The following is a 16,183-nucleotide window of genomic DNA, read 5'->3' as shown; positions in this document are numbered from 1 at the left end:
CTCCTAACGTGACACGCGAACTGTTCTTAGTGTGTCACGACGAGGAGGGCCGTGTGCCGACCGACGACGAGACCCTGACGCCCTTCGTGCTCGACGTCCCCGAGACGGCCCTGGACGATCTGCGGGAGCGGTTGCGCCGGACCCGGTTCCCGGAGCCGGCCACCGATCCGTCGCAGGGCATCGCGCTCGACACGATGGCCGAACTCCGGCGGTCCTGGCTCTCCGACCACGACTGGCGTCGGGTCGAGGCGGAGATCAACCGGCACGCCCAGTTCCGCACCGAGGTCGACGGTCTCGGCATCCACCTGCTGCACGTGCGCTCCGCGCGGGCCGACGCCCGCCCGCTGCTCGTGACGCACGGGTGGCCCAGCTCGGTCGTGGAGGTCCTCGGGATCGTCGACGCCCTGGTCGACCCCGGCTCGGACGAGCTGCCCGCCTTCCACGTCGTCGCTCCGTCGTTGCCCGGCTTCGGGTTCAGCGACAGACCGACCGGTCCCGGGTGGGGCGTGGAGGCGATCGCCGACGCCTGGGCCGAACTGATGACCCGGCTGGGGTACGACCGCTTCCTCGCCCACGGCGGCGACTGGGGCGCGATGGTCACGACGGCGCTCGGGGTCCGCCATCCCGACCGGGTGGAGGCCCTGCACACGACGATGCCGAGGGCGCCGCGGCCGGACGGCGTCGACGACGCGACGCTGACCGACCAGGAGCGCGGGTGGCTCGCCGCCGGCGAGGCCTACGGCAGGACGAACCGCGGCTACGCCGAAGAACAGAGCACTCGCCCGCAGACCCTCGGCTACGCCCTGGTCGACTCCCCGGCCGGGCAGCTCGCGTGGATCGCCGAGAAGTTCGAGGCGTGGACCGACGGCCCCGGCTTCGGCGCGGTGCCGGTCGACCGCGTGCTCGACATCGTGACGACCTACTGGCTGACGGCGTCCGCGGCCTCCTCGGCGCGGTTGTACTGGGAGAGCTGGGCGAGCTTCGGCAACGCCACCGAGCCGGTCGACGTGCCCACCGCGGTCTCGTACTTCCCCGCGGAGATGACGAAGCTGCCGCGCGCGTGGATCGAGGCGCGCTACACCGGGCTGTATCACTGGAACGTCCTCGACCGCGGCGGACACTTCCCCGCGCTCGAGGTGCCCGACCTCCTCGTCGGCGAGCTCCGGGCGGCGTTCCGCGGATGACCCAGGACACGCTTCCCCCGGGTCACGACGACGGGGCGGAACGGACCGGTGCGCGGCTCGGCCTGCTGCTCGGGGTGGCGGTCCTGCCGCTGTTCGTCTCCGTGGGCGCCCCGTCGGTGACGCTGCCCCGTGTCGCCGACGACCTCGGGGTGCCGTTCGGGGCGACGGCGTGGGTGCTCGCCGGCTGGGCCCTGACGTCGGCGGCCACCATGCCGCTCGCCGGGCGGTGGGCCGCCCGCCGGGGACCTCGGGGGCTGCTCGTCGCCGGCATGACGCTGGTGGCGCTCGGGTCCGTCGTCGCCGCCCTCGCGCCGACGCTGACCGTGGTCGTCGTCGGCCGGCTGATCGGTGGCGCCGGTGCCGGGGCGGCCACGATCGGTGCGTTCACGCTGCCCGGCGCTCTCCCGGCCCGGGCCCGGTTGCGCGCTCTCGGGACGGTCGCGGCCGCGACCGGGACCTCGTCGGCCCTGGGCACGCTGCTCGGCGGCGCACTGGACGCCTGGGCGGGATGGCGCGTGGTGCTCGCGTTCCCGGCGATCGCCCTGCCCGTCCTGCTCCTGGTCGGGGTCCTCGGCCGCGGGACCCTCCGGGCGGTTCCGGAACCGCGCGACCCGACGGGCGGGCGGGCCGACGTACCCGGTGCCGCGGCCCTCACGACGGTCGCCGCCGCAGCGGTCGTCCTGCTGCAGACCCGCGCGGTCGGGCTGCCGGTGAGCGTGGCCGCCGTCGTGGGCGTCGCCGGTGTCGTCGCGGTCGCGGTCGTGTGGCGGGGTGTGCGGACCCGCCCCGACGGCTTCGTGCCGCGGCGCGTGGTCGCGGCGCCGGGGCTCGTGGTCGCGGGAGCGGCGGGCGGTGCGGTCTTCGCCGGCTACTACGGCGTGCTGTTCGTGGCGCCCGCACTCGTGCAGCAGGCCGTCGGCGGCGGCAGCCTCGTCGCCGGTGCCGTGCTCGTCCCCGCGGCGGCCTGCGCCGTGCTGGCCGGGCGGATCGTCGGCCCGACGGTGCAGCGCCTCGGCGCGTGGCGGGTCCTCGGCGGGCTCGCGGGGCTGACGGCGCTGGGCGTCCTGCTCGTCGCCGTCCCGGTCGGGGGAGCGGGTGTCGTCGTCACCGTCGGGGGGACGGCGCTGACCGTGGTTGGGTTCGCGGGTGCGCAGGCCGTCGTCACCGGCCTCGTCCCGGACCTCGTGGCCGCGGACGACCGGACCGTCGCCGCCGGCCTGCTCAACTTCGTGGTGTTCGAGGGCGGGGCCGTCGGTCCGGCCGCGGTGGGTGGCCTGCTCGCCGTCGTCGGGACGTCCGGGGCGCTCGGGGCCGTCGCGCTCCTGCCCGCGGCCGCCGTCGTGCTCGTCCTCGTCAATCGGTCAGGTGGTCCTCGACCAGCGGCAGGACGACGTCGGCGCGGTGCATGAGCCCGTTGTGGGTCGAGTTCGGCACGACGGCGAGCGTCGCGTCCGGCAGCAGGTCACGGGTGAGCTCGGCGTGCTCGACGGTGACGAAGTCGTGGTCGCCGATCATGACGAGGACGCGCGCCGCGACCCGCGCGAGCTCGTCGTCGGACCAGCCCGTGAAGCCCTGGACGACGGGGCCGAGCTTCTCCCCGACCGCCTCCATGCCCGCCGCCCCGGGCGGGGCGAGACGCTCGTGCTCGCGCGCCATCGCCGCGAAGTCGTCGTTCGTCGGCATGCGCGTCGAGGTCGCCCAGCGATCGGGGTCGGTGATGTCGGCGTGGTAGCCGCCGGCCCGGACGAAGCCGGCGGCGAACACCAGGCGCCGCACCCGCTCCGGGTGCCGGATCGCCAGCTCCATCGCGGACAGCGCGCCGAGGGAGAACCCGCACACGTCGACCCGGTCGAGACCGAGGTGGTCGAGCAGGCCGAGCAGGTCCTCCGCGAGCGCGGGGATCGTGGGCGTGCGGTCGATGTCGGCCGTGCGGCCGTGGCCCTGCTGCTCCACCGCCACGACCCGCCGTCGGGAGGAGAGCTCGGGGAGGACCCCGGCGAAGTTCAGGTCGATCGTCAGGTGCCCGCCGGGCACGAGCAGCAACGGGGTGCCGCCGTCGCCGTGCTCCTCGTAGTAGACCTGCAGCTGACCGAGCGGCGCGTACGGCATCGTCAGGAACGACCTTCGAGGTAGGCCTTGAGGCGGGGGAGGGTCTTCTCGATCGCGCGGGTGTTGACGGCGGGGTAGCGCAGCAGCTCGAGGACCAGCGGGGCGCGCGAGTCGGACCAGTCGAACGTCTCGGTGACCTGCGTGCCGCCGTCGACCGGCTCGAGCTCGTAGCGCCAGCGGTGGTGGCCGACGTGGCGCCACGCGATGCGGCGGCCCTCCTCGAACTCCACGACCGTGTTGCTGATCGTGTACGGCACGCCGATCCGCATGCTCATGCCGAACGTGTCACCCAGCGACAGGCGCTCGGGGCCGCGGATCGCCGATCGGACGGTGCCGGAGCCGTCGAACTCGCCGTGCCGGCGGGGGTCGGCGAGGACCTCGAACACGGCCGACGGCGGGGCGTCGACGACGATGCTCCGGCTGACCTGGCGATCACTCACGGGAGCGGAGGGTAGCCCGTACCACCGGCGATCATGACGTCCAGTGTCAGCATGGCCGCACTGCTGACGCAGCGGGGGCTACAGCGTCACCGGCAACGCGTCGACCCCGTAGACGATCGACGTGCCGCGCAGCGGCAGGGTCCGCTCGTCGTCGGCCATCGCCAGGTCGGGGAAGCGCCGCAGCAGCGCCGGGTAGGCGGTGCGCAGCTCCATGCGGGCCAGCTCGGCGCCGATGCACCGGTGGATGCCGTGGCCGAAGGCCAGGTGCGGCGACGGCGGGCGGCGCGGGTCGAAGATCTCCGGGTTCGGCGTGAGGCGCGGGTCGCGGTCGGCGCCCGAGAGCGACACGAGCACGCCGTCGCCCTCGGCGATGTCGACCCCGCCGATCGTCATGTCCTCGGTCGCGAACCGGGGGAACGCGAGCTGCACCACCGTCAGGTAGCGCAGCAGCTCCTCGACGAACCCGTGCACCGAGCCCGGCTCGTCGCGCACCATCCGCGCGACCTCGGGGTCCCGCAGCACGATGACCGAGCCCAGCGCGAGCATGGACGCGGAGGTCTCCAGCCCGCCGGTCAGCAGTCCGTCGGCGAGCTCGGCCAGCTCGTCGGTGTCGAGCTCGTCGCCGTGCTCGCGGATCAGCATGCCGAGCAGGCCCTCGCCCGGCTCGATCCGCTGCCGCTCGACGACGCCGCGCAGGTACACCAGCGACTCGGAGATCTTGTCGAAGACGGCCGTGGCGCCGGACAGCAGGTCGAACCGGGCCGTCGACAGGGCCTGGAACTCGTCCCGCTCGTCGTAGGGGATGCCGAGGAGCTCACAGATCGTCAGCGCCGGGATCGGGGTCGCGAAGTCGCGGACCAGGTCCACCTCCTCGCCCCGCTCGGCCAGCTCGGCCATCGCGTCGAGCCGGCCCTCCACGATCTCGGTGATGCGCGGGCCGAGCCGCGACAGCCGCCGGCCGGTGAACTCCGGGGTCAGCAGCCGACGCAGCCGGGTGTGCTCCGGCGGGTCGGTGAAGCCCAGACCGCCCGGGTTCTGCCCCCCGCCGATGCCCGCCCGCCCCACGAGGTGCCCGAAGTCGGTGGAGAAGCCCTGGGTGCGCCCGAGGACCTCGCGGGCCTCCTCGTGCCCGGTGACCAGCCACGCCTTGACCCCGAAGGGCAGCGGGAAGTCGCGGACCGGGTGGTCCTCGCGGGCCTCGCGCAGGGCGGGCACCGGGTCGAGACCGTTCCGGCGCAGCGGCATGAGGGCGTGATCGGGGATCAGCGACATCGGGTCGAGGCCCCGGCGACTGCGCCACGCGAGGTAGTGGCGGGCGACGAACCCGGTCGCCCGGGAGCGCAGTGCGTTCAGGCCGCGCGTGACGGCCGTTCCCGTCCTGCTCACGGTGACCACGCCCCCTACCTTCCCGTACGGTCCGATCCGGCCCGGTAGTCGGGGTGAGGGTAGGGCGTACCGGGGTCTCACACAGGTGAGTTCGCTCGTGTCACTGGTCTCCCCGGGTGAGCGGTGCCCCGGACGTGGTCACCGAGGTGGCACCCCGTAATCCCATTCGTGCCAGTTCGACGTCGGCCAGTCGGAGCAGCACGTGCGGGTCGCCGCGTCGCCAGGCTCCCGCCGCGTCACCGGAGGGCCCCGCCGCGCGCCGGATGCGCCCCGGCGCTCCCCGCGTCAGGGCCCGCAGGGCCAGCAGGTCGACGTCGAGCTGCCGGGCCGCCGCCGCGTGCCGGGCCCGCAGGACCCACCGCAGCCGCAGCCAGAACCACGTCGTCACCACCGGCAGGGCCGCGACCACGACGACGAGCCACGCCAGCCCCGTCGCGATCGCCGCGACGGCCTCGACCTGCGCGCGCCCGGCGTCGGCCAGCGAGGTCCCGGCGTCCGCGCCCGGGGTGAACGCGCCGGCGAGCCGGTCGCCGACGAACGGCACCCCGCCCGCGGCGTCGGCGGCGCCGGTGAACACGCCCCGGACCCGGTCGCCCGCGTCGGTGAGCCCGCGCCCGGGCGCCTGCAGGGTGAGGACGACGTCGTGCAGCGCGATCGCCGAGGTCACCACGAGCACCGCCCACACCGCGACGCCCAGGTCCGCGAGGACCTGCAGCATCCGGCGGGCGGGTCGCTCGGCGTAGAGCAGGAGGGTGCGGCGCGGGGGAAACGGGTTCACGCTCCGGTGTGTGCCCCTCCGTCGAGGGGCATACGCGAGCCATGAAGGTCGCGCTGCTCGACGACTACCAGCAGGTCGCCCGCACGATCGCGGACTGGGACCGCCTCCACGCCGAGGTGACGTCCTTCCCCGACCACCTCGGGGGACCCGACGACGTCGTCGCGGCCCTGCAGCCCTTCGACGTCCTCGTCGCGATGCGTGAGCGGACCGCCTTCCCCGCCGACGTCCTGGGACGGCTGCCGAACCTGCGGCTGCTCGTGACGACGGGCCCGGCGAACGCCGCGATCGACATGGACGCCGCGGCGGAGCACGGCATCACGGTCGCGGGCACCGGCGGGGTGGACGACAACGCCCCGACCGTCGAGATGACCTGGGCGCTCATCCTCGCCGTCGTGCGCCACGTGCCCGAGGAGGAGAAGCGGGTCCGCGACGGCGGGTGGCAGCGCTCGCTGGGGCGGGACCTCAAGGGGCGCCGGCTCGGCGTCGTCGGGCTCGGCGGGATCGGGAAGCCGGTGGCCGCGATCGGGCAGGCGTTCGGCATGGACGTCGTGGCGTGGAGCCGCCACCTCGACCCGGACGACGCGCGGGCGGTCGGCGTCACGCCGGTGACGAAGGAGGAGCTCTTCGCCACCTCCGACGTCGTGACGATCCACATGAAGCTCTCCCGGGGCAGCCGCGGCCTGGTCGGGCGCGCGGAGCTGGACCTCATGACGGAGAACGCGGTGCTGATCAACACCTCGCGCGGGCCGATCGTCGACGAGGACGCCCTGCTCGCCGCGCTGACCGAGGGCCGGATCGGTGGCGCGGGCCTCGACGTCTTCGGCACCGAGCCGCTGCCGGTCGACTCGCCGTGGCGCTCGGCGCCGCGCACCGTCCTGACCCCGCACCTCGGCTACGTCACCGCGGAGACCTACGCCGCGATGTACGCCGACGCGCTGGAGGACATCGAGGCGTTCGCCGCCGGCCGCGAGGTCCCGCGGCTCATCGCGGGGCCGGAGGTCGCGACAAGTCGCTGACAAGTGGGCCCGGCGATCGTCGGGTCCATGACAGCGATCCTCCCCGCGCCGTCCCGACGACGGGTCCCGGTGCCGGTCGGGCGGCTCGTCCGCCAGCCGCGGCCCACCACCGACACCGGGCGCCAGCCGTGTGCCACGACTGACACCGGACGTCAGCAGTTCGCCACGCTCGCGCATCACGAGCTGCACGACGATGCCGCGCGGCTCGCGGACCTCGTCCGCGGCCTGCACCACGGCACCGCGACCCTGCGCCGGCCGGACCTGCTCGGCACCCGGCTCCGACGGCTGTGTACCGATGCCGCCGCCCTGATCGACGACGTGCTCGTCGACGACCTGCGTGCCGCCGCCGGTCCGGCGCTGCACGCCCTCGAATCGCGACCGCTCGCCCTCGCCACCCCGGCCGACTTCCGGCGGATCGAACGGCTCGGCGAGCTCCTCGACACCCTCGCCGCCACGTGCCGGCCCGACCCGACCCGCCGTCGGGAAGCACCGCCCCGCGGCTGGCGCGCCCGCCGGGCCGATCGCGCGCTGTTCGGCTGAGTCACCGCCGCCGCCGAGTCCGCCGCCAAGTCGTCACCAAGTCGGCCGAGCCACGCTCGTCGTCATCACCCACCGTGAACCAGGAGAGCTCCCATGACCACCACCACCGCCCCCGCCCTGACCACCGACGCCGACCTGCTCGGCATCCGGATCGCGCACCGGATCATGCGTCGCGACGCCCGCGGCCTCGCTCGGCTCGCCGCCGCCTGGGCCGACGGTTCCGATCCGCTCGAGGGTCGGCGACGGCGGGTGTTCGGCCGCTGGATCGAAGGCCTGTGCCTCGACATCCACCACCACCACGCGACCGAGGACGACCACCTGTGGCCGATCCTGGAGCGGCGCGCCGGCGCAGAGGTCGACCTCGCGCCGCTCTCCGACGACCACGCCGCGCTCGACCCGGTGCTCGACGACATCCGGGCCGCCTTCGCGGTGGCGGCCTCCGGCGGGCGGGTCGACGTCCTGGCCGAGCGGCTGACCCACCTCGCGGACCTGCTCGACGAGCACATCATCGAGGAGGAGCGCGACCTCTTCCCGATCATCCGCCGCTACGTGCCCCTCGCGGAGTGGCAGACCGTGGAGAAGGCCGCCCAGCGCGGCGGCGCCGGCATCCGCTACGCACTGCCGCGGATCGTGGACGTCGCGACCGAGGAGGAGTTCGCGACGATGACCGCCTCCGCGCCGAAGCCGCTGCTGGCGGTCATGAAGCTCCTCCTCCCGCGCTACCGGCGGGAGAAGGATGTGCTGCGCTGGTGAGCAGACATTGTCGCTATCGCGACAATGAGTGCTCACCTGGCGGAGCCACACGCCCCAGCGTTGCCGTCCCGCTCATCGCGCCGGCGAGATGGCCCCGCCAGGGCTCCAGGTCCCGACGGCAGGTCGCGGCGACCTCGGTGTCCCCGAGGCGCTGCGCGGTCTCGGCCCGCAGCGCCGTCCACAGCAGCCACCACCAGTCGCGGCTCACCGGGATGTCGGGGCGCCACACCTCCCGGGCCTCGTCGAGGCGTCCCGCCGCGGCGAGGGCGGCGGCGTAGGCGTCGGCGACCACCTCGCCCCGGGTGGCGTACTCCGCGGCCAGCATCGGGGCGAGGTCGCCGAGGCGGCCCTGGGCGTGCCGGACCCCGATGAGGCCGACGAAGGTGAGGACGGACGCGTTGGCGAGACCGCGCTCGGTCATCTCCGCGCCGAACCCGAGGTAGAGCCGCTCCGCCTCGTCGTAGCGGCCGGCGAGCGTCGCCTCGAGGGCGGCGAAGACCGAGGTCCACCCGAGGACGGCGGCGAGCTGACCGTCCGGGGCCTCGGAGAGGGCGGTCGCGGCCTGGACGCGGGCCGCGGCGAAGTCCTCGCGGTAGCAGGCGTGCAGGAACCGGGCGTGCCGCCCGACCACCCGGTGCCCCCACGAGCCGGCCTCCTCGGCGACGGCGAGCAGCTCCGTCCCGAGGGCGTCCAGCTCGTGCCAGCGGTCCGGCCGCAGCAGGGACCAGAAGCGGGCGTTCAGGACGAGGCAGCGGAGGGCCGGGTCGTCGTCGGGTGCGAGGCGGAGGGCGGCGTCGGCGTCGGCCTCCGCGCGCTCCGGCTCCCGCGGGTGCCAGGCGAACGCGCGCATCGCCAGCAGTCGGGCGCGGTCGTCGTCCGGGAGCTCACGTCCGAGGAGGCGGCCGACGGCGTCGATCAGCGGCCGGTCGAGCTCCCCGTTCTCGGCGAGGGCGAACGTGACCGGTCCGTCGACACAGGTGGTGGCGGCGAACAGTTCCGCCGGGTCGTCCCGCCGCGCGGCCTCCGCCAGCGCGCGACCGCGTTCCCCGACGGCGGGTGCTCCCGCGCCCGCGTGGGAGTGCGCCGAGGCGAGCGCGCAGCGCAGTCGCAGGCGCCGCGCCGGGTCGGTGACCAGCTCGAGCGCGCCGGTGAGCAGCTCGGCGGCGGTGCGGGGGACGCGGTCGCGCCGGGCCTCGCCGGCCGCCCGCTCGGCGTGGTCGAGGACCCGGTCGACCCCGGCGACGGGGCCCGCGGCCAGGGCGTGCCGGGCGAGGGCCGCGTGGTCGTCCGGGCGCCGCGCCTCGAGCACCGTGAGGACCTCCGCGTGCACCCGCGCGCGACGCAGCCTCGGGAGCTCGCCGTACAGGGTCTCGCGGACGAGGTCGTGGGCGAAGCGGACGGCGTCGGGCCCGGACTCGACCAGCAGCCCCGTCACGACCCCGGCCTCGCACGCGGCCAGCACGCGGTCCTCGTCGTCGCCCTCCAGCGCGACGAGCACGGATACGTCGACGTCGCGCCCCAGCACCGCCGCGCGCCGCAGGGTGGAGAGCGCGGCCGCGGGCAGCTGGGCCGCGCGCCGGGACAGGACGTCGCGCACCCCGGACGGCACGGTGCTGCGCGCCGCGTCCAGCCCGACCGTCCGCGCGAGCCGGGCGACCTCGCGGACGAACAACGGGTTGCCGCCGGTCCGCGTCGCGATCCGGCGGGCGGCCTCGTCGTCGATCTCCAGGTGCTCGGCGGCGACGAGGGCGGCGACGGCGTCCGGGTCGAGCCCGGCGAGCTCGACGCGTTCCGCAGTGACGGCGGCGAGGGCGGCGACGGTGGCGCGGAGCTCGTCGGGCACCTCGTCGGGCCGGAAGGTCCCGACGACGAGGACGCCCGGCTCCGCGGCCGACGCCACCACCCGCAGCAGCCGCCACGTCTCCTCGTCGCCGCGGTGGAGGTCGTCGAGCACGACGACGAGGGGCTTCGCGGCGGCCGCGACGGTCGTCAGGAGGGCGCGGCCGGCGTGGAAGGTGCCCGCGTCCGGCGCCGGGTGCTGCGCACCGGGGAGGTCCGCGGTCACCTCGCTCCACGCCCAGCCCGGCGGTGCCCCGTCGACCTCCGGGCAGCGACCGCGCGCCCCGTGCCAGCCGCGACCGACCAGGGTCCCGGCGAGGTGCTCGGCGAGCGTGGACTTCCCGGCGCCCGCCTCGCCCGTGATCAGGGCGAGTCGCCCGGGACCGCCGGCGACCGCGTCGGCGACGGCGCGCAGGCGGGCCAGCTCGGGGTCGCGCCCGACCAGGCCAGGCCCGTCGTCGGGACGGTCCTCCCCGGGTGACGGCGGAGCGTCGTCCGGTGGCGGCGAGGTCGCGTCGCCGCCACCGAGGTCGTGTCGCAGGATCGCGGTCTCGAGCTCGGCGAGGCCCGGCGACGGGTCGAGCCCGAGCTCGTCGGCGAGCCGGCGGCGCAGGGCGCCGATCGCGGCGAGGGCGTCGGCCTGGCGTCCCCCGCGGTACAGCGCGCGGGCGAGCAGCCGGACCGGTTCCTCGCGCAGCGGCTCGTCGCGGACGTGCGAGGTGAGCAGGTCGACGACGGCGGCCGGGTCCGGCTCCACGGCGGCGAGCCCCTCGACGATCGTGCGGCGCAGCTCGGTCAGCCGCTCGATCTCCGGGACGCTCCAGGCGGCGTCCGCGAACTCGGCGAGCGGCGGGCCGGAGAACAGGGCGAGCGCCGCGCGCAGGTCGGCGACGGACCCGGACCGGCGGAGCTCCCGGGCCCGGACCGCGTCGAGCTCGGCGTGCAGCGCGTACCCGCCCGCGGCGCTGACGAGCACCGTCGCCGGGGTGCGGGGCCTGCGGTGCGGTTCGAGCGCCCGGCGCAGGTGGCTCACGTGGGCCTGGAGCCCGGCGAGGGCGCGGGGTGGGGGCTCGCCGGCCCAGAGGTCGTCGACGAGCCGGTCGACCGGCACCACCTCGCCCTCGGCCACGGCCAGGCGCGCGACCAGGGCCCGCCGCTGCGCGCTGCCGAGGTCGACGGGACGCCCGTCGAGCGACGCGGTCAGCGTCCCGAGCAGCCGGACCTCGAGCACACCGGTGATCGTACGGAGGGTCAGCCGTCCCAGTCGGCGATCGCCCACAGCGGCGAGACCGGGCCCGTGCCGGCGCCCAGCGGGTACGACGCCGCCACCGCCCGGCGGATGTACCGCTCGGCGTAGGCGACGGCGTCGGGCATCCCGAGACCCCGCGCGAGCCCGGCGCAGGTGGCGCTGGCGAGCGCGTCGCCCGCCCCGTGGACGTGCGGCGTGTCGATCCGGGGGCCGGTGAACTCCCAGGTGTCCGTGCCGTCCGAGAGCAGGTCGACGACCTCCGGCGAGCCGTGCAGGTGGCCGCCCTTGACCAGGGCCCAGCGGGCGCCGAGGTCGTGCAGGGCGTCGGCGGCCTTGCGGGCGGTGTCGCGGTCGGTGACGGTCACCCCGGCGAGGAGCCGGATCTCGTCGAGGTTCGGGGTCGCCAGCGCCGCGCGGGGGAAGAGCAGCGTGCGGATGGCCTCCATCGCGTCCTCGGCCAGCAGCGGCTCCCCGTACATCGACGCGGCGACGGGGTCGAGGACGAACGGGGTGCCCGAGCGCCCGATCCCCACCTCGTCGACCACGTCCGCGACCGCGGCGATGATCCCCGCCGTCGCCAGCATCCCGGTCTTGGCCGCCCCGACGCCGATGTCCGTGACGACCGCCCGGACCTGCGCCGCAACGGTCTCCGGCGGGACCAGGTGCACGTCGCTCACGCCCAGCGAGTTCTGCACCGTCACGGCCGTCATCGCGACGCAGCCGTGCACCCCGCACGCCGTCATCGCGCGCAGGTCGGCCTCGATCCCGGCGGCGCCCCCGGAGTCGGAGCCGCCGATCGTCAGCGCGCGGGGTGGGGTATCGGCCATCCCCGCAGGATGTCACGACGGCGGGTCCGGCCCCGTCGTCGCTCCGTGGCTCCGTCCTGCCGGGTCCTGCCCCAGAACCGATTCCGGTGGAAGCGGTTCGGCGGGGTTGTTGCGCCGGTCCGGCTGCTCGCCACTCCGGGCCGACGAACCGATTCCGGCGGAATCGGATTCGCGGGTTGCGCCGGCACCCGGGCGAGCGCGGGATGACTACAGCGCGGCGGCCCACAACGACGACACCGGCCCGTGGCCCGCACCCAGCGGGTACGAGTTCTCCACGGCGCGCGTGATGTAGCGCTTCCCCAGCCCGACGGCGTCCACCAGCGACATCCCGCGGGCGAGACCCGCCGTGATCGCCGAGGCCAGCGAGTCGCCCCCGCCGTGGGTGTGCGGGCGGTCGAGGCGCTCGGAGCGGAACTCGTGGAGGTCGCCGTCGACCGAGAGCAGGTCCACGCACTCCTCCTGCCGACGGCCCGAGAGCGCCTCCAGGTGCCCGCCCTTGACCAGCACGGCCCGGGCGCCGAGGTCGTGCAGGGCCACGGCAGCCTCGCGGGCGGACGCGTCGTCGACGACCTTGACGTCGGTGAGCAGCGCGATCTCGTCGAGGTTGGGCGTCACGAGGGTCGCGCGGGGGAGCAGCTCGGTGCGCAGCGCGTCCAGCGCGTCGTCGGCGAGCAGCGGGGAGCCGTGCATCGACGCCGCCACCGGGTCGACCACGAACGGGATGCCGCCCGACCCGATGCCCACCTCGTCGCACACGGCCGCGACCGCCGCGATGATCTCCGACGAGGCGAGCATCCCGGTCTTGGCGGCGTCCACGCCCATGTCGCCGGCGACGGTGCGGATCTGGGCGGCGACGACGTCGGGCGGGATCGGGTGGAACCCGCTCACCCCGAGCGAGTCCTGCACCGTCACCGCCGTCACGGCGACCGCCCCGTGCACCCCGCACACCGCGAACGCGCGCACGTCCGCCGTCATGCCGGCGCCGCCGCCGGAGTCGGTGCCCGCGATCGAGAGGGCGACGGGCGGACTGGTGCTCACGGCAGGCTCCCTACGCCGGCATGACCCGGTCAGGTTCGGGCGGTCGGCGGCACCGTGTTGTCGGCCGCCCTCTCAGCCCGCCTCCCGGCGCGGGCTCCCGCGTTGCCCGTCCGACGGTGCCACGCGTGTCCGGGCCCGGCAAGCGATCAGCTCGTGAGCTCCGCCGGCACCGCGAGGACGTCGACCATCGCCTCGCCGCGCAGCACGGTCACCGGCAGGGTCCGGCCGATGGCGTCGGCGAAGAGCCGTCGTTGCAGGTCCCGGGCCTGGGTGACCGGCTCGTGGTCGGCGTCGACGATGAGGTCGCCGTTTCGCAGGCCTGCGCGGGCCGCCGGGCTGTCGCGCACCACCTCCGCGACCCGCAGCCCCTGCCGGCGTCCGAGCCGCAGGGCCACGTCGACCGGGAGCGGGGCCGGGGCCCCGACCACCCCGAGGTAGCCGCGGCGTACCCGCCCGTCGGCGCGCAGGCTCGCGACGATGGCCCGGGTGGTGTCGTTCCACGGCACCGCGAGCCCGAGCCCGACGCCGGCCACCGCGGTGTTGATCCCGACGACGTGGCCGTGCGCGTCGGCGAGCGCGCCCCCGGAGTTGCCGGGGTTGAGGGCGGCGTCGGTCTGGATCACGTCCTCGACGACGCGCCCGTCCTTGGTCGGGAGGCTGCGGCCCAGCCCGCTGACGACGCCGGCGGTGACGCTGCCCGCGAGGCCGAACGGGTTGCCGACCGCGACCACGAGCTGGCCGACCCGCAGCCCGCTCGCGTCGCCGGGGGTCACCGGGGCCGGGGTGGTGGCGTCGGGGTGAACGGCGAGGACGGCGAGGTCGGAGAGCGGGTCCGCGCCCAGGACGCGGACGTCGGCGTGGGTGCCGTCGGCGAAGGTGGCCCGCCCGGAGCGGGCGCGGTCGACGACGTGCGCATTGGTGACGAGGACGGTGCCGGTGCCGGCGGGGTCGGGGATCACGACCGCGCTGCCCGCACCCCGCGGGCGTTCCGGGTCGCCGACCGCGAGCGCGGCCACGGCGGGACCGAGCGTCTCCGCGACGGTGACGACGGTGCGGGAGTAGGAGTCGAGCTCGTCCATCTTCCCGTGCTTACACCGTTGCAGCGGCAGCGTCGCCGGTGTTCGTCCTGGGCGGACGTCAGTGGCCGAACGGGTCCGGGTCAACGCCCGGCATCCACGTGATCCCGGGGACGCCCCAGCCGTTCGCGCGGATCGCCCGCTTGGCCGCCCGCTTGTTCCGCCCGATCAACCGGTCGGTGTAGACGTACCCGTCGAGGTGGTCGGTCTCGTGCTGGAGGGCGCGGGCGAAGAACCCGACGCCCTCGACGGTGATCGGCGTGCCCTCGACGTCGCGGCCGGTGACCCGGGCCCACTCCGCCCGGCCGGTCGGGAAGGACTCGCCGGGCACCGACAGGCAGCCCTCCGCGTCGTCGTCCTCGTCGGGCATCGTCTCGGGGACCGGCCCGGTCTCCAGGGCGGGGTTCACGACGACGCCGCGCCGGCGCTCGCCGTCGAGCTCCGGATCCGGGCAGTCGTAGACGAACACCCGCCGCCCGACGCCGATCTGGTTCGCCGCGAGCCCGACGCCGTGCGCGGCGTCCATCGTCTCGAAGAGGTCGTCCACGAGCGTGCGCAGCGCCTCGGTGCCGAACTCGTCGTCGGTGAACGGGGTCGTCGGGACGTGCAGGACGGGTTCGCCGGTGACGACGATCGGGCGGACGGTCACGGCGCGGGAGCCTAGAGGGCGGCTCCGGTGCAGGTGGGAGCTGGTGACGACGTGCGTCGCCGAGGTGTTGTCGGAGGGCCGTGGTTGAATGGAGGGCACGCGAATGACACCCGTGTCATTCCGCGTGGCGGCTCCCGAGGGGGCCGATGGGACGACTCCGAGGAGCGTGATGGACGCACCGGCAGCTTCGACCGGCCCGGCCCCGACCGTCGGCCGGCACGCCTCGGCACCGGACGACGGCCTGACCCGGCGCGACCGGGAGATCCTCGCCTTCGAGCGGCAGTGGTGGAAGTACGCGGGCGCCAAGGAGCAGGCGATCCGCGAGTTGTTCGACATGTCCGCCACCCGCTACTACCAGGTGCTCAACGCCCTGGTCGACCGGCCGGAGGCACACGCCGCCGATCCGATGCTCGTCAAGCGGCTCCGGCGGTTGCGGCAGACACGTCAGCGAGCCCGTGCGGCGCGTCGGCTCGGTGTGGAGCCCAGCTAGTGGTCTCCTGATCCCTCGAACGGTCGTCGCCGGAAGGGGAGCAGGGTCATGACGGGTCCCGGGGCGTCCGGCGCCTCCCGCCTACGCATCGCGGGGGTCGCGCTGCTCGGCGTGGCCGCCATCGCCGCGGTCGTGGGCCTGATCAGCCTCGGCGGCCAGGGTTCGTCGAGCGCGCCGGCCGCGTCGCCGCCGAACGCGACCGCCCCCGCACAGCCCGGTGCGCCCGGCACCGACGGCCAGCCCGCGCCCGGGCAGCCCGGTCAGCCCGCACCCGGTCAGCCGGGTGGTGCTCCCGGTGCCGAGGGCCAGCCGGGCGCCGTGCCCCCGGGCGCTCCCGGCGCCCCGGCCGCGGGTGCTCCCGGCGCGGGCGCGCCGACCCCGGGCGCCGCACCCCCCGTCGTCGGAGCGCTCCCGCCGGTCGCCGTCGCGCCGCCGATCGTCCCGGGCGGCGGTTCCGGTGGGTCCGGCTCGGGGTCCGGCGGCGGGGCCTCCTACGCCGGCGTCCCGGTGCGCGTCTACAACAACTCGACGATCCAGGGCCTCGCCGACACGGCCGCCGGTCAGATGCGGGGCCGGGGCTTCGACGTCGTCGAGACCGGCAACTACGCCCAGGGCGTGATCCCGGTCAGCACCGTCTACTACCGCCCCGGCACCGGCGAGCAGGGGGCAGCGGACGCCCTCGCCTCGTCGTTCGGCCTGCGCTCCGAGCCACGCTTCCCCGGCATCCAGGGCGCCTCACCCGGCGTCATCGTCATCGCGACGAACAACTGGGGCCAGAACGCGCAGAAGGGTTCCTGAGCCCCTCCCCA

The 16,183-nt window shown here is 75.6% G+C and carries 16 protein-coding genes; 7 read left to right on the top strand and 9 right to left on the bottom strand.

What is annotated here, in order from left to right; genetic code table 11:
- The first annotated feature begins 53 nt into the window (after positions 1-53).
- Positions 54-1,184: an epoxide hydrolase family protein gene (locus QRT03_RS16540; RefSeq protein WP_286054019.1), complete on the top strand. Its 1,131-nt coding sequence runs from the start codon at positions 54-56 to the stop codon at positions 1,182-1,184.
- Positions 1,181-2,593 (top strand): MFS transporter, encoded by a 1,413-nt coding sequence (locus QRT03_RS16535; protein WP_286054017.1) that lies wholly within the window; start codon positions 1,181-1,183, stop codon positions 2,591-2,593. The genes QRT03_RS16540 and QRT03_RS16535 overlap by 4 nt, the downstream gene beginning before the upstream one ends.
- Here the strand turns inward: QRT03_RS16535 and QRT03_RS16530 are convergent.
- The 4 genes from QRT03_RS16530 to QRT03_RS16515 form a co-directional block, all read right to left on the bottom strand.
- Positions 2,538-3,293: an alpha/beta fold hydrolase gene (locus QRT03_RS16530; RefSeq protein ID WP_286054015.1), complete on the bottom strand. Its 756-nt coding sequence runs from the start codon at positions 3,291-3,293 to the stop codon at positions 2,538-2,540. The two genes, QRT03_RS16535 and QRT03_RS16530, sit on opposite strands and share 56 nt — an antisense overlap.
- Before the next feature lie 2 nt (positions 3,294-3,295).
- Positions 3,296-3,733, bottom strand: a complete 438-nt coding sequence (locus QRT03_RS16525) for an SRPBCC family protein (protein ID WP_286054012.1) — start codon at positions 3,731-3,733, stop codon at positions 3,296-3,298.
- A gap of 78 nt (positions 3,734-3,811) precedes the next feature.
- Complete coding sequence (locus QRT03_RS16520; protein WP_425604861.1) at positions 3,812-5,086, bottom strand: cytochrome P450; 1,275 nt, start codon at positions 5,084-5,086, stop codon at positions 3,812-3,814.
- A gap of 133 nt (positions 5,087-5,219) precedes the next feature.
- The gene (locus tag QRT03_RS16515; protein WP_286054008.1) at positions 5,220-5,897 is read right to left on the bottom strand and encodes a hypothetical protein; all 678 of its coding nucleotides are present in this window, start codon (positions 5,895-5,897) and stop codon (positions 5,220-5,222) included.
- 41 nt (positions 5,898-5,938) lie between these two features.
- Here QRT03_RS16515 and QRT03_RS16510 point away from each other — a divergent pair, with 41 nt between their 5' ends.
- From QRT03_RS16510 to QRT03_RS16500, 3 genes are all read left to right on the top strand, one after another.
- The gene (locus QRT03_RS16510; protein ID WP_286054006.1) at positions 5,939-6,913 is read left to right on the top strand and encodes a D-2-hydroxyacid dehydrogenase family protein; all 975 of its coding nucleotides are present in this window, start codon (positions 5,939-5,941) and stop codon (positions 6,911-6,913) included.
- A 27-nt stretch (positions 6,914-6,940) separates the two neighbouring features.
- Positions 6,941-7,453 (top strand): hypothetical protein, encoded by a 513-nt coding sequence (locus QRT03_RS16505; protein WP_286054005.1) that lies wholly within the window; start codon positions 6,941-6,943, stop codon positions 7,451-7,453.
- 93 nt (positions 7,454-7,546) lie between these two features.
- Positions 7,547-8,206, top strand: a complete 660-nt coding sequence (locus QRT03_RS16500) for a hemerythrin domain-containing protein (RefSeq protein ID WP_286054004.1) — start codon at positions 7,547-7,549, stop codon at positions 8,204-8,206.
- Between the two features lie 13 nt (positions 8,207-8,219).
- On the opposite strand, the gene QRT03_RS16495 is transcribed toward QRT03_RS16500, so the two are convergent.
- The 5 genes from QRT03_RS16495 to QRT03_RS16475 form a co-directional block, all read right to left on the bottom strand.
- Positions 8,220-11,276, bottom strand: coding sequence for an ATP-binding protein (locus tag QRT03_RS16495; RefSeq protein WP_286054002.1), 3,057 nt, complete (start codon positions 11,274-11,276; stop codon positions 8,220-8,222).
- Positions 11,277-11,296: 20 nt separating this feature from the next.
- Positions 11,297-12,121 (bottom strand): bifunctional hydroxymethylpyrimidine kinase/phosphomethylpyrimidine kinase, encoded by an 825-nt coding sequence (thiD, locus tag QRT03_RS16490; RefSeq protein ID WP_286054000.1) that lies wholly within the window; start codon positions 12,119-12,121, stop codon positions 11,297-11,299.
- A gap of 207 nt (positions 12,122-12,328) precedes the next feature.
- Entirely contained in the window at positions 12,329-13,159 is an 831-nt protein-coding gene (gene thiD / locus QRT03_RS16485; RefSeq protein ID WP_286053998.1) for a bifunctional hydroxymethylpyrimidine kinase/phosphomethylpyrimidine kinase, read from the bottom strand.
- Between the two features lie 146 nt (positions 13,160-13,305).
- Positions 13,306-14,238 carry a S1C family serine protease gene (locus QRT03_RS16480; RefSeq protein WP_286053997.1) on the bottom strand — a complete coding sequence of 311 codons (933 nt, stop codon included), beginning with the start codon at positions 14,236-14,238 and terminating at the stop codon, positions 13,306-13,308.
- Positions 14,239-14,296: 58 nt separating this feature from the next.
- Positions 14,297-14,884, bottom strand: coding sequence for a peptide deformylase (locus QRT03_RS16475; protein WP_286053996.1), 588 nt, complete (start codon positions 14,882-14,884; stop codon positions 14,297-14,299).
- Positions 14,885-15,053: 169 nt separating this feature from the next.
- On the opposite strand from QRT03_RS16475, the gene napA reads away from it, so the two are divergent.
- Both napA and QRT03_RS16465 read left to right on the top strand, forming a co-directional pair.
- The gene (gene napA, locus QRT03_RS16470) at positions 15,054-15,374 is read left to right on the top strand and encodes a nucleoid-associated protein NapA (RefSeq protein WP_286053995.1); all 321 of its coding nucleotides are present in this window, start codon (positions 15,054-15,056) and stop codon (positions 15,372-15,374) included.
- 48 nt (positions 15,375-15,422) lie between these two features.
- Positions 15,423-16,172 carry a LytR C-terminal domain-containing protein gene (locus tag QRT03_RS16465; RefSeq protein WP_286053993.1) on the top strand — a complete coding sequence of 250 codons (750 nt, stop codon included), beginning with the start codon at positions 15,423-15,425 and terminating at the stop codon, positions 16,170-16,172.
- Positions 16,173-16,183: the final 11 nt, after the last annotated feature.

The organism is Actinomycetospora termitidis, assembly GCF_030286555.1.
Taxonomy (GTDB): Bacteria; Actinomycetota; Actinomycetes; order Mycobacteriales; family Pseudonocardiaceae; genus Actinomycetospora; species Actinomycetospora termitidis.
The sequence above is the reverse complement of the archived record's forward strand: the minus strand, read 5'-3'. Positions and strand labels throughout refer to the sequence as shown.

Bases quoted from the DNA above. Each gene is read 5' to 3' on its own strand.
- thiD (WP_286054000.1), bottom strand. From the start codon at position 12,121: ATGGCCGATACCCCACCCCGCGCGCTGACGATCGGCGGCTCCGACTCC.
- napA (WP_286053995.1), top strand. From the start codon at position 15,054: ATGGACGCACCGGCAGCTTCGACCGGCCCGGCCCCGACCGTCGGCCGG.
- QRT03_RS16535 (WP_286054017.1), top strand. From the start codon at position 1,181: ATGACCCAGGACACGCTTCCCCCGGGTCACGACGACGGGGCGGAACGG.
- QRT03_RS16465 (WP_286053993.1), top strand. From the start codon at position 15,423: ATGACGGGTCCCGGGGCGTCCGGCGCCTCCCGCCTACGCATCGCGGGG.
- QRT03_RS16505 (WP_286054005.1), top strand. From the start codon at position 6,941: ATGACAGCGATCCTCCCCGCGCCGTCCCGACGACGGGTCCCGGTGCCG.
- QRT03_RS16480 (WP_286053997.1), bottom strand. From the start codon at position 14,238: ATGGACGAGCTCGACTCCTACTCCCGCACCGTCGTCACCGTCGCGGAG.
- QRT03_RS16510 (WP_286054006.1), top strand. From the start codon at position 5,939: ATGAAGGTCGCGCTGCTCGACGACTACCAGCAGGTCGCCCGCACGATC.
- QRT03_RS16530 (WP_286054015.1), bottom strand. From the start codon at position 3,293: ATGCCGTACGCGCCGCTCGGTCAGCTGCAGGTCTACTACGAGGAGCAC.
- QRT03_RS16500 (WP_286054004.1), top strand. From the start codon at position 7,547: ATGACCACCACCACCGCCCCCGCCCTGACCACCGACGCCGACCTGCTC.